Origin of the sequence: Pseudomonas sp. Pseusp11, assembly GCF_047304405.1 — a bacterium.
GTDB lineage: Bacteria > Pseudomonadota > Gammaproteobacteria > Pseudomonadales > Pseudomonadaceae > Aquipseudomonas.
Genome location: NZ_JBGLZF010000007.1, coordinates 16,930 through 28,798, shown reverse-complemented (window position 1 = coordinate 28,798; position 11,869 = coordinate 16,930). Strand labels below are relative to the sequence as shown.

The 11,869-nt window shown below is 58.4% G+C and carries 11 protein-coding genes; 4 read left to right on the top strand and 7 right to left on the bottom strand.

The features are described from left to right. Positions 1–5 precede the first annotated feature (5 nt). Together ACCC96_RS07740 and ACCC96_RS07735 are read right to left on the bottom strand one after the other, a co-directional pair. Positions 6–776 carry a fumarylacetoacetate hydrolase family protein gene (locus ACCC96_RS07740; RefSeq protein WP_413695395.1) on the bottom strand — a complete coding sequence of 257 codons (771 nt, stop codon included), beginning with the start codon at positions 774–776 and terminating at the stop codon, positions 6–8. Positions 777–787: 11 nt separating this feature from the next. Beyond that, positions 788–1,444, bottom strand: a complete 657-nt coding sequence (locus tag ACCC96_RS07735) for a fumarylacetoacetate hydrolase family protein (protein ID WP_413695394.1) — start codon at positions 1,442–1,444, stop codon at positions 788–790. 189 nt (positions 1,445–1,633) lie between these two features. Here ACCC96_RS07735 and hpaA point away from each other — a divergent pair, with 189 nt between their 5' ends. Next, complete coding sequence (hpaA, locus tag ACCC96_RS07730; protein WP_413695393.1) at positions 1,634–2,536, top strand: 4-hydroxyphenylacetate catabolism regulatory protein HpaA; 903 nt, start codon at positions 1,634–1,636, stop codon at positions 2,534–2,536. A gap of 249 nt (positions 2,537–2,785) precedes the next feature. Then, complete coding sequence (hpaR, locus tag ACCC96_RS07725; RefSeq protein ID WP_413695392.1) at positions 2,786–3,208, top strand: homoprotocatechuate degradation operon regulator HpaR; 423 nt, start codon at positions 2,786–2,788, stop codon at positions 3,206–3,208. 229 nt (positions 3,209–3,437) lie between these two features. Here hpaR and ACCC96_RS07720 read toward each other — a convergent pair whose 3' ends face one another. Both ACCC96_RS07720 and ACCC96_RS07715 read right to left on the bottom strand, forming a co-directional pair. Continuing rightward, entirely contained in the window at positions 3,438–3,731 is a 294-nt protein-coding gene (locus ACCC96_RS07720) for a hypothetical protein (RefSeq protein WP_413695391.1), read from the bottom strand. Positions 3,732–3,885: 154 nt separating this feature from the next. Then, positions 3,886–4,995 (bottom strand): Rieske 2Fe-2S domain-containing protein, encoded by a 1,110-nt coding sequence (locus tag ACCC96_RS07715; RefSeq protein ID WP_413695390.1) that lies wholly within the window; start codon positions 4,993–4,995, stop codon positions 3,886–3,888. Positions 4,996–5,531: 536 nt separating this feature from the next. On the opposite strand from ACCC96_RS07715, the gene ACCC96_RS07710 reads away from it, so the two are divergent. Continuing rightward, on the top strand, positions 5,532–6,302 hold the full coding sequence (locus ACCC96_RS07710) for a helix-turn-helix transcriptional regulator (protein WP_413695389.1): 771 nt from the start codon (positions 5,532–5,534) through the stop codon (positions 6,300–6,302). Between the two features lie 123 nt (positions 6,303–6,425). Then, positions 6,426–7,304 (top strand): fumarylacetoacetate hydrolase family protein, encoded by an 879-nt coding sequence (locus tag ACCC96_RS07705; RefSeq protein WP_413695388.1) that lies wholly within the window; start codon positions 6,426–6,428, stop codon positions 7,302–7,304. Between the two features lie 783 nt (positions 7,305–8,087). Here ACCC96_RS07705 and ACCC96_RS07700 read toward each other — a convergent pair. The 3 genes from ACCC96_RS07700 to ACCC96_RS07690 are packed head-to-tail and all read right to left on the bottom strand — an operon-like array spanning position 8,088 to position 11,860. Beyond that, positions 8,088–8,660 (bottom strand): sarcosine oxidase subunit gamma, encoded by a 573-nt coding sequence (locus tag ACCC96_RS07700; protein WP_413695387.1) that lies wholly within the window; start codon positions 8,658–8,660, stop codon positions 8,088–8,090. 3 nt (positions 8,661–8,663) lie between these two features. After that, a complete protein-coding gene (locus ACCC96_RS07695; protein ID WP_413695386.1) occupies positions 8,664–11,561 on the bottom strand; it encodes a 2Fe-2S iron-sulfur cluster-binding protein in 2,898 nt (965 codons plus the stop codon). After that, the gene (locus ACCC96_RS07690) at positions 11,558–11,860 is read right to left on the bottom strand and encodes a sarcosine oxidase subunit delta (protein WP_413695385.1); all 303 of its coding nucleotides are present in this window, start codon (positions 11,858–11,860) and stop codon (positions 11,558–11,560) included. Before ACCC96_RS07690 ends, ACCC96_RS07695 begins: the two co-directional genes overlap by 4 nt. Between the last annotated feature and the right edge of the window lie 9 nt (positions 11,861–11,869).

Here is an 11,869-nt window from a genome sequence, read left to right as displayed (position 1 = left end):
GTTGCTCAAGCCTCTTTACGGGCGGAGAAAAATTCCGCCTCACTGACAATTCGATTGACCAGGCGACCGACGCCCTCGACTTCCACGATCACTTCATCTCCAGGCACCACATCGGCCAAGCCTTCCGGCGTGCCGGTGGCGATCATGTCGCCCGGTTGCAGGGTCATGAAGCTGGACAGGTATTCGATCAGGTACGGGATGTCGAAAATCATGTCCGAGGTCGAGCCTTCCTGACGCAGTTCGCCGTTGATCCAGGTGCGCAACTTCAGGTTGCTCGGATCCGCCACATCGGCGACGTCGACGATCCACGGGCCGACCGGGGTCGTGGCATCGCGGTTCTTCACTCGCAGGTTGGGGCGGTAGTAATTTTCCAGGTAGTCACGGATCGCGTAGTCGTTGCACACCGTGTAGCCGGCCAGGTACTCGAGGGCGTCTTCACGCTTGACGTTGCGCGCGGGCTTGCCGATGACGGCGACCAGCTCGCACTCGTAGTGCATGTAGGCGACGTTGTCCGGGCGCCAGGTAGTCTGGTTGTGACCGGTGTAGGTGCCGGGGGACTTGATGAATGCCAGGGGCTCGGTCGGCGGCTTGAAGGCCAGTTCGGCGGCGTGGTCGGCGTAGTTCAGGCCTAGGGCGAACATGCTGCCGGTGGCCGGTGGCAGCCACTCGACCTGATCTTCGGCCAGCAGGCGGCCGTCGGCCAGGCGCACGGCATTGTGCTCCTCGACATGGACGAGGTGGACTTCACCTTCAAAGCGGATACGGGCGTGTTTCATGGAAGCTCCTGTTACTCGGCCACAATGCGGTTGACGAGGCGACCCAGGCCGCTGATTTCAACTTCGACGATGTCGCCGGGCAGAACATCGACCCGGCCTTCAGGGGTGCCGGTGATCAACACATCGCCTTCGTGGAGGGTCATGAATTCGCTGATCTCGGCGATCAGTTGGGGAATATTGCGGACAAAGTTGGCCGTGGAGCTTTCCTGGCGCAGTTCACCGTTGACGAACAGTTTCAGGCTCAACTGATGCGGGTTGGCGACCTGGTCACGGGCCACCAGTTCCGGGCCCAGTGAGCAGAAGCCGTCGCGGCACTTGGCTTTAACCGCTGGGCGGTAATAGCTGTCTTCCGGCAGGCTGAACTCATTGACGATGGTGTAGCCGGCCACATGCTCCAGTGCATTTTCGATGCTGACCCGGCTGGCGCTTTTGCCGATCACCACACCCAGTGCAGGGCCCGGTTGCAGACGTTCACCGTGCGGATAAACCACGGCGAGGTCATGGCCATTGCGGGTATTGGGCGTCTTGATGAACAGCACCGGCTTGACCGGCGGTTTCTGGTACGGCGCTTGTTCGAATTCGGCGATACGTTGGTTCAGCAACCCTTGATAGTTCAGCGCAACGCCGAACAGGGTGCCGTTCGCAACATCATGCAGGGCACGGCTCATGCTTTTCTCCTGGCAGTGGCGGAGCAGTGACTGCTTCGCGAAATAATCGTTAACCTATTAACGTTATAATTAATATGTTAACTATCGTCAAGCATGGCAAAATCCTCTGCCAGTGGTTAGCTGTCTGAAACCGGCGCAGGATGAAAGTCCTAGCACTGCCAACACCCAAACAAGAAAGAGAACCGAGCGATGATCGATCGTCAGCCGATCCCCAATATCAACATCGGTCAGGTCTACGACCAGCGTTACAGCGATGCCGAAGTGCACTACGACAAACTCGGCAACCTGGCTGAATTCTTCGGCCGCAACATGCCGGTGCATCGACACGACCGGTTCTTCCAGGTGCACTACGTGAAGAGCGGCGCGGTGCGGGTCTATCTGGATGACCAGCAGTACCTCGAATCGGGGCCGATGTTTTTCCTCACCCCCCCAACGGTGGCCCATTCCTTCGTTACTGAAGCGGATGCTGACGGCCATGTGCTGACGGTGCGTCAGCAATTGGTCTGGCAGTTGATCGATGCTGATCCGAGCCTGGCACCCGGTTCGCAGTTGCCGGCAGCTTGCGTCGCGCTGGCTCGGCTCGCACCGCAGTTTCACCCGGAGATCCGCAGGCTCGAATTTCTGTTCGAAGAGCTGTGCAGCGAGATCAACGCCAAGGGGCCTGGACGAGGTTCGGCAATGGACAGCTTGACGCGATTGATCATGATCAGTCTGCTCAGACTCTGCGCCAACTCCCTGGAAGCCCGCCCGGCTCGCCATGAGGACTTGCGAATCTTCCACCGCTTCAACGAGTTGATCGAAGACCATTACTTGCAGCACTGGCCACTGTCGCGCTATGCCGACAGCATCGGTGTTACCGAAGCACGCCTCAACGACGTCTGCCGGCGGATTGCCGACCTGCCGTCGAAACGGCTGATCCTCGAGCGAATGATGCAGGAGGCCAAGCGCCTGTTGCTGTTCACCGGCAGTTCGGCCAACGAAATCTGCTACCAGCTGGGCTTCAAGGACCCGGCCTATTTCAGTCGGTTCTTCCTGCGATATGCTCAGGTGACTCCTGGGGAATATCGTCTGCGGCAATCGGGTTTGCATTGAGCAGCGCATCGCTCCTCTCGTCGTAGTCTTGTTCTTATGCTGCTCATCATGGCCACAGGGGCGGCGTGACAAAATGTCTTTTCGGGGGAACGGATTGCACTTTTCACAGGGTGTCACTACCAGGCGATGTGCAACTGAAATCACTTCGTGGACACGGCCGACAAGAGAGCAAGCGAGCCTTGGTCGATAGCTTGCGCCGATAGCCTGGCGACACTAAGCTGCCGACTCGTCCATTCAAGTAGTTCGATTATGGCTAATCCCAGACCTTCACTGACACTGACCTTATTGCAAGCCCGTGAAGCCGCAATGGCATTCTTCCGGCCAGCACTCAACAAGCATGACCTGACGGAACAACAGTGGCGTGTCATTCGGATTCTGCGCCAGCAAGGTGAGCTCGAGATCTATCAACTTGCACAACAGGCATGCATTCTCAAGCCGAGTATGACTGGAGTTTTGGGACGTTTGGAGCGGGACGGTCTCGTACGTCGGCAGAAGTCCAGCCAGGATCAACGGCGTGTTTTCGTCGCACTCACAGAGCGGGGCCAACAATGCTTCGTCTCCATGAGCGAAGGCATGGAAAGCAACTACCTCAAAATTCAGGAACAGTTTGGCGCGGAAAAAATGGAGCAACTGCTGGCCTTGCTCAATGAGCTGAAAAATATCAAGCCGTGATCGTTGACTGGCCAAGCCTGATTGAGATTTGACTCGGGTATATCGTTAACAATGTTGTCGTTATGCTGCCGTATGACCTTGTCGTGAAACCTTCATGTCCATTTTTCCAACTTGAACGCCTGATCCTATTACTCGCCACCCTTGTTGCTTTCACCCCCCTTGCCCATAAATAGCGCTTGTCGAGCCCGCCTCTGACTCCCTGTGATCTTCTGGCTAACATAGCCAGTGTTCAGATCGCCATCGGAGTCGTTTCGCCGATCGGTGTGCAGGCATGTTGTTCTACGGCCCGTTTTCCAATCACTATGGGCGCAGAGCTGGTAAGCCCGACTTTCCAAGTTCTTGCGACTATGCCTTCGCTCAACCACGTCACGAGCAACTGCTGATGCGGCAAAGCTGCAATCTCGTACTGAACGCCTTCGGGATGCCCTTCAGATTCAAGCGAAGGTTCTTCAGGCGAGAATCTCCGAAAAGGAATTTGCGATTGGCTTGTAGCCGGAGCCTGAATCGCAAGTACGAAGAACAATCGAAGAGTTCCAAGGTGTGTTGCTCGGACCGTTACGGTGGTGATTTATGAGTTTGATCCAGACGGCATCGCTCAATGGGCATGATCCGTAATGCCCATTTGAAGGACGTACGCACTCGTCACCCGACGCAGCTGTTATGGGATGGCAGACGTTTCAGCCAACTTCGCGGTTGCGCAGTTCTCGTTCGGCATCGGCGCGTTTCTTCAGGTAGATGCGGGTGGCCACGGCGGGCGCATCGCTGGCCACGGATATTTCGTAATGTTGCTCATTGCGGTCGTTGAGCGCCGTCTCCAAAGCGCCGAGACCCTCGACATCCTCGTTGAAGGCCGCGAACAACTGCTCATGCATGAACTTGCCGAGGGCTTCATCGTTCTGGGCGAAGTCGCGGCCATGGATGATGAAGTAATGCAGACTATTGGTGGTTTCCGGGGTAAGGATGTGCGCGGTGCGAATGTGGAACTGCTCGCGGCACTCGTCCGGTTGGGCGCTGTCGTAGAACGTCACGCTGACCCGGTGCAGGGCCGGAGATAGAAACTCTGAAGTGGCAATGCGCGCTGCCGTCGCGCAGCCCTCCAGCCCGGTTGTCTTGCCCCAAACAGGCGAAAGGATGGTAGGCACTACTTCGCGGATAAGCGTGTAGTGGCCTTCCTTGAGATCGAGCTTGTAGGGCGAGCTGGCATAGTCCGGAGTGCCAATAGTGTTGGCATGTAGGAAGCTCAGGTGGGTCAGATCCATGAGATTCTCATGCAGGCTGATGTAGTTGCCCGGATGATGGAAGTAACCGGAGGTGCAGGCCCAGGCAGGGTCGTCAACCCAGTCTTGACGTGGGATACGCCCGGTATCGGCGAGAGTCTCCTCGCCCAGCCAAATCCACAGTAGGGGCCCCTGGCGTACCAATGGATAGCGGCGTATACCGATACCGCGCGGGCAGTTCTTTTGTGATGGCACCTGTGTCAGGTCGCCGGCCTGGTCGTAGCGGAAACCATGGTAACCACAGACGATGCTGTCGCCGTCCAGATGACTACGTGACAAGGGGAACGAGCGGTGGGCGCAACGGTCCTCCAGCGCAACCGGTTCGCCGTTTTGGGTCCGGTACATAACCACCCGACGGTCCAGCAAGCGACGTGCCAGCAAGTTGCGGCCTACTTCTTGGTCGAAGGCTGCGACGTACCACTCGTTGTAGATAAACGGTGTATCGCGGTTGGCCATGGGGTCGCTGGTCTTGCGGGCGTTGGTGATCAGGTTGCTGGTTGGGAGTGACATTAGCAGGCACCTTCAGGAGTTCGTGGTAGGTCAGAGATCCAGTTTCATGCTTCGCTCAGGGCTTGTGCGACGTAGGTCATTGGGCTGCGTCTGAGAGAATCAGGTTGCGGTATTCCGGCAGCCTGGCGCAGACACCGGTCTCGCAGTTGCCGTAGATGCCGGCCCGAAGTAGTGGGCCTTGAGGGTTCCAAGAAGGCTTTTCTGCGGGGTTACCTCGATGCTTCGACCACTGGGGCGCAAGTGCAGGGTGAAGCCTTCGGAACCCGTGGTGGTAGTCAGCCATCATCTGTGCGCAATTTGATGAGTGCGAGGTCCTTGGTTTCAGCGGCGTGGTGGGTGACGCTCAGGTTCAGAAGTGAAGGTCCATGGATAACCCCAGTCGTTGTCCGCGTCAGTTTATGAGTGAGCGCGTGGCGGGGTGGTCCCCCTAGAGGTGGACAAAATGGAAGATTGTCGTTTATCGTTAATAGGTTAACTATGTGGGTGTGCTTAAGTCGCCCGATTCGACTACAACGATAATGATCTGGACGACCGCCATGATTCGTCTCAGCACCCCGCAGACTTCAGCTTTACCTCAGGAAATCCATCATTTCAATGAGCTGGCCTGCACCTTGGGTACGGAGAGCTTCCCTAAGGCACTGCTGGGGTGCCTTGGCCCGTGGGTGGACTGTCAACATTTCTCCGTTCTGCGCATGGCCGGCGAACGGCCGCGGTTGCTGGCTGTCGGTACTCGCCATCAGGATACCGGTGTGGTGCTGAGCTGTGGCCAGGCCTATATCGAGCGCTACTATTGCCACGACCCTTTGTTCGAGCCGTTGCGGGCAGCCCCAGGGAGAATCGGTCACCTGCTGGCCCAGGACATACGGTTCATGCCGTACCGGGAAGCAATCTACCCACGCCACGGCATAAGTGAACGGCTATCGAGCGTGTACTTGGACGAACAGGAGCGACCCGTGCTGTTTAGCCTTTACCGTCACCGTGATCAGGGTTTCTTCACCGACCGCGAGCTGCAGATGTGCGAAGCCCTCAACCCTGCATTACTGCAACTGCTGCGTGGTCACCTTGCGTTAATCGGCTTGAACCGTGCCGCCGATTATCGCCAGCAGTTACTCCAGCATTGCTCTGGTCTCACCAAGCAAGAGTTGGAAGTCTGCAGCCGCCTGCTTCGAGGTATGAACCATGCCGGTATCGCCGCTGATCTGGGAATCAAGGAAAGTACTGTGAAGACTTACCGTAATCGAGCCTTCGAACGATTAGGTATCAACTTTCGCAGTCAACTGTTCGCGTTACTCAAGACTATGGGCTGAAACAACAGTGAGGCCTGGGCTCCGTGAAGAGATATGAAATGCACATTGTCATTAACGGCTTGGGTGTGCGACTCGGAAATCACCTAGCGATGCAATAAACCAACAAAACAGGAACGCTTCAAAATGAAACTTCTCACCTTACGAGATGAAGCAGGTCATACGCGCGTCGCGCAGCTTGTCGCCAATGATGCAGTAGTACCGCTGTCCTATCCTGATGGAGGGGCAGTATCCGATCTGGTCGAGTTGATAGGCAGCGCCTTACCGCTGACCTCGCTAAAAGCTGACGGTCCGGCGCTAGATATGGCATCGATACGGCTGCTCGCACCGATTCCGAAGCCCGCCCGCAATCTGTTCTGCGTGGGTAAAAACTACACCAACCATGCGCAGGAGTTCACCAAGAGTGGCTTCGATGCCGGCCAATCCGTGGCTGATGCAATCCCGACGAGTCCGATTGTTTTCTCCAAGACGCCGGAAGCAGTCGTCGCACATGGTGATCGTATCTGGGATGCGGAGGGTGTTAGCGATGCGCTTGACTACGAAGCCGAGCTGGCCGTCATCATCGGTGAAGGTGGACGCGGAATTTCCAAGGCCGACGCAATGCGCCATGTCTGGGGGTACACCATCCTCAATGACGTGACTGCCCGCGACTGGCAGAAGCGTCATAAGCAATGGCACCTAAGTAAGTCCTTCGACACCTTCGGCCCGCTGGGGCCAGTGGCTGTAACCGCCGATGAGATTGACGGCGGTAACCTCGACCTTCGGTGCTGGGTCAACGGCGAACTGCGCCAGAGCGCCAACACCCGCGACCTGATCTTTGACATCCCAACGCTGATCGAGACGATCTCCGCAGGTATCACGCTATTGCCTGGCGACATCATCGCTACTGGTACGCCCGAAGGTGTGGGTATTGGCTTTAGTCCTCCTCGTTTCCTAAAGCGGGGTGATGTAGTGACCATCGAGATTTCCGGCATTGGCAGGTTAGAAAACGAAGTCGGCGCCTAATAGGGCTAAATGTGCCTGGTTAGGGATGGTCCCAGCGATCGTCCAGTTTCCCTCGACGCTTGGCGTACCGCCCGCAAACAGGAATGATGCTGCGCCGTTAGATAACAGCCACGCGCGGGCTATCGGTCATTGGCCGGTGTTTTAGAGCTTGGCGATTTGCTGTTCGACTGAGAAAAGAAAACAGTCGAGCTGCCCCGGCAGTTTAGATTGCCAGTGTTCGCCAACGGATGGCGGTTGCACTACACACACACACTATGGGGAAGCGGTACTTCTGAGTCTGGGCATTAGCGGCCTGACCGGAGCTCTGATGATGGATCGTAACGATCCACTATGGGAACGCGTGTAGCAGCTGGTAATGGGCACCCCGGAGAGACTGGGCGGTGGCTACTTCGCCCAACACCTGAACCTGGGAAGTCGACGTTGCGCCGCCAACTGGCCAATGAGGGGGCTGTTTCAGGAATATTCTCGAACGCGTTGCAAACCACTTCTCGCTCCATCGGTGAAATTGCCGGTGCCAGCGGTTAGGCCTAAGCCTTACATTTTTTGATATGCCGAGGCGGGTAGCTGCAAAAACTGCCGAGGCTAAAAGCAAATGCGGTCATGGACAGCGGCGTCTACCCCTTTACCCTGGTCAAGTTGATGGCAAGACCCGGCGGGGAGCAGGCGCGCTGTACCGACGGCCATGAGTAAGCTGGTGATTAGTAGAAGACTCTCAAACACCACCCTTTAATGATGCTGGAAGCGCAGGTGCGGTACGTCGGGGATTGAGCGAATCATCCGTTGTCATCCCGAAAACTCCTGCATGGCATCCAGCAAAGCCTCTCGGAAATACGCTTTCGACGCCCGATCACAAAGGATGTGCAAACTCGCCTGCTGCGCGGTGCTGGAGTTGATCACTATCACATTGATTCGTGCCGCCGACGTCTGAGCCACCGCTCCCGGGCCGAATGCCTGTGGGCTCAGATCAACGCCACACAGCTTGGCCATCACTTCACTCAAGTGTTCCCCCGTCAGCTGAAAGCACGCATGACTGTCCTGACGAGGCAGCAGGTAGTTGGAGTGATGATCGAGTTCCCACCGGGCCTCTTCGTCAGCTATTCGTTCGCCCTGATCCTCGGAGCTGCCCAGCAGCAGGTATTCGGCCTGCGACAGCCGCGCCACCTGGCTGTTATCGGCTTGCGTCACAGCACGGTTGGGCGCGTCCGGCAGGACAAAGTCGCGTCCCCGCAGGTACTCGGCGCTGTGCGCGCCGCGAAAGCCGACCCGCGGCAAGTCGGTCAGGTCCGTCAGGCTGCAGCCTGGCAAAGGTGCCAGTGCCTGTTGGCCGATGCGGTGTTGTTCGTTCAGGCTGGTCATGGCTTAAAGCTCCTGGCGTTGATTGTCGGGATCGAAGAAGGGCAACGTCACCACCTCGGCCTGGACCACGATGCCGCCTTCGACGCGGATCGGAATCTGTTGGCCCGGTGCGCTCTGGTCGATGCCGGCGTAGGCCAGGCCAATGATCTTGCCCAGCGTGGTGGAGTACTCGCAGGAGGTGACGTTGCCGCTGATGTCCGGGCCGTTGAGCACCAGATGACCTTCCAGTGGTTGCAGACTGCCCTTGGGCAACGTGAAGCCCACCAGTTTGCGTTTCAGCGGCTGGGCTTCGAGGATGTCCACCGAGCGTCGGCCGACGAAGAACAGCTTGGTGCGACTGACCGCCCAGCCCATGTCGATTTCCGCTGGGTGGGTCATGCCGTCGGTGTCCTGGCTAATGATGACGTGGCCTTTTTCCAAGCGCAGCAGGCGCTGGGTTTCGACGCCAAAGGGGCGGATGTCGTGGACTTTGCCAGCCTCAATCAGCGCATCCCAAAGCTTGAGACCATGGCGCGCAGGAACGTGGATTTCATACCCCAGTTCGCCGACAAAACCGACCCGCAACAAGCGCGCCTTGATGCCTGCGATCGTGCCCTGACGCACGCCCAGATAAGGGAAGGCTTCAGCGCTCAGATTGAGGTCGCTGCAGACTTTCTCCAGCACTTTGCGTGAGTCGGGCCCGGCGACGTTGACCGCGCAGATGGCCGCGGTGACGTTGGCGACGTCCACGTCCAGGCGCCACTGTGCATTCCACTTGAGCATCTGCTGATAGATCCGGTCGACGCCGCTGGTGGTAGCAGTGACGTAGAAGTGATTTTCGGCAAACCGCGCGCAGACCCCATCGTCGATCACCACCCCGTGCTCATTGGTCATCAGCGCATAACGGGAACGACCGATCGGCTGTTTGAGGAAGGCAAAGGTGTACATCCGGTTAAGCAGCTCGGCGGCGTCCGGGCCGCGCACGTCCAGGCCGCCGAGGGTCGAGACGTCGATGAGGCCGACCTTGTTGCGCACGTGCAAGGCTTCGGCTTGCATGCAGCGTTCGCGATCCTTGGTGCTGCCGTAATAGGCCGGACGTTGCCAGATTCCGGCGGGCATCATTTTCGCCCCGGCTTGCAGGTGACGCGCGTGCATTGGTGTTTGCCGGTACGGGGCGAAGGCACGGCCGGCGACATGCGCCAGTTTCTCCGCGACAAAGGGTGGTCGTGCCGTGGTCACACCGGTTTCGCTGATGTTGCGTTGGGTCGCCCAGGCCACCAGGCGTGCGGTCGGCAACGCCGAGTGACGACCCTGAGACGGACCCATGCCGACGGTGGAGTAACGCTTGACCAGTTGCACGTCGCGATAACCGATCCGGGTGGCGTTGACGATATCGGCCACTTGCAGGTCCTCGTCGAAGTCGACGAAGTCCTTGCCCTTGGGGTGAGGGAAGATCGGCCAGTTGAAGTTGACCCGGGCTTCTGTACCGAAAGATGTACGCTGGGCTCCAACCTCTAGACCCAGGGCGAGCGCCGCATCGGCACCGGCGTTCACGCCATCGGCGATGACGTTGTCCAGCCCATGGTGGCCATTGACCGAGCCGGCGACCGCGAGGTTTTCTGGCAGGCCGCTGAGAGTGAACTCGGCGCGCTGGTCGTCGTAGACCAGTTTTCCGCCGGCCTGGCACAGCAGCTGATAGACCGGCATATAACCGGCGGACATGCACAACAAGTCGCAGTCCAGGATTAGCCCGCTCTCGGCGACCTGACCCTGCGCGGTGATCTTGCGTATGTCGACGCCAGTGACATGACGCATACCTTTTTCGTGCAGGGCTTCATACACCGTGCTGTTGCTCAGGCAACGGATTTTGCGTTGCGCCAACGCACCCGCCAGGGTGGTGTTTCCCGGTGTATGACGCAGGTCCACCAGCGCCGCCACTTCGACCCCTTGATCATGCAAATCGAGAGCCGCGAGATAACCGTCATCGTTGCCCGTCAGCACCACTGCGCGCTTGCCGGGTTTGACCGCATACAGTTTCATCAAGCGTTGTGCGGCGCTGGTCAGCATCACGCCGGGCAAGTCGTTGTTGCGAAAGATCACCGGCTGGTCGAAGGAACCGCTGCACACCAGGCACTGACGGGCACGCACCTTGTACAGGCGCTTGCCCTGAATCATCGGCAGGTAGTTGTCGGTGAACCAGGCGTTGCAGGTGGCCTCGGTCAGGATCTGGATGTTGGCGTGCTGTTGCACCGCAGCGAGCAGTTCGCGCCGCAGGGTTTCTGCTCTTTTACCTTCGATATCGAAGCGGGCATAGGTCAGCGAGCCGCCAAGAATTGGCTGCTGCTCGATGAGCAAGACCTTGGCCCCGGTATTCGCTGCAGTGAGGGCCGCGTGCAGGCCGGCGGGCCCGGCACCGATCACCGCCACGTCGGTGAACAGGTAAGCCTTGTCGTAGTACTCGGGTTGAAAATTCAGATCGAGCACGCCGAGACCGGCCTTCTTGCGAATGATCGGCTCCCAGACTTTCCACATGCCCTTGGGCTTGTAGAACGAGCGGTAATAGAAGCCTACCGGCATGAATTTTGAGAACTTGCCGAGGTAGGCGTCGCGGTCGTTGTCCAACGAGCCGTTGACGTTCTGCGCGGTCACCTGCAAACCAGCGGACAACGCGTGTGCGTCGGCCAGCACGTTGGGTTCTTCAGGCAATTGCACCAGGCTGTTCGCATCCTGGCCGGCCATGGTCAGCGGGCCGCGCGGGCGATGGTATTTGAACGAGCGGGAGATCAGGAAGCGCCCGTTGGCCAATAGGGCGCTGGCGATGCTGTCGCCTTGCAAGCCTTGATAACGGTCGCCATCGAAACTGAAATCCAGCGGCTGATCACGGTCGATCAGCAGGCCCATGGGGGCGGGTAGGCGGCTCATCCTGCGATCTCCTTGGCGGCGGCGTTGAATTCGACACGGGTGCTGAAGAGCTCTTTGGGATCAAAGGTACGTAGGATTTCGTCGGTTACGGCGTGCCGCTCCGCGAGAAACCAGTAGCTGGAGGGCGTGTGCATCCACCACTCGCGCACCACGCCGGCGAGGTTGTCGGTGTTGAACACGTAGTCGGCCCATTCGCCGTCGCTGCACGTCAGCGGGTCGGGCATGGGTTTGAATTCACCGCCATAGGTGAACTCGCTGATATTGCGCGGCCCGTTGAGCGGGCACGTCATGATTTTCATCGTCTGCTC

Coding starts and splice junctions, on each gene's coding strand:
- ACCC96_RS07740 (WP_413695395.1), bottom strand. CDS start 776: ATGAAACACGCCCGTATCCGCTTTGAAGGTGAAGTCCACCTCGTCCAT.
- ACCC96_RS07735 (WP_413695394.1), bottom strand. CDS start 1,444: ATGAGCCGTGCCCTGCATGATGTTGCGAACGGCACCCTGTTCGGCGTT.
- hpaA (WP_413695393.1), top strand. CDS start 1,634: ATGATCGATCGTCAGCCGATCCCCAATATCAACATCGGTCAGGTCTAC.
- hpaR (WP_413695392.1), top strand. CDS start 2,786: ATGGCTAATCCCAGACCTTCACTGACACTGACCTTATTGCAAGCCCGT.
- ACCC96_RS07715 (WP_413695390.1), bottom strand. CDS start 4,995: ATGTCACTCCCAACCAGCAACCTGATCACCAACGCCCGCAAGACCAGC.
- ACCC96_RS07710 (WP_413695389.1), top strand. CDS start 5,532: ATGATTCGTCTCAGCACCCCGCAGACTTCAGCTTTACCTCAGGAAATC.
- ACCC96_RS07705 (WP_413695388.1), top strand. CDS start 6,426: ATGAAACTTCTCACCTTACGAGATGAAGCAGGTCATACGCGCGTCGCG.
- ACCC96_RS07700 (WP_413695387.1), bottom strand. CDS start 8,660: ATGACCAGCCTGAACGAACAACACCGCATCGGCCAACAGGCACTGGCA.
- ACCC96_RS07695 (WP_413695386.1), bottom strand. CDS start 11,561: ATGAGCCGCCTACCCGCCCCCATGGGCCTGCTGATCGACCGTGATCAG.
- ACCC96_RS07690 (WP_413695385.1), bottom strand. CDS start 11,860: ATGAAAATCATGACGTGCCCGCTCAACGGGCCGCGCAATATCAGCGAG.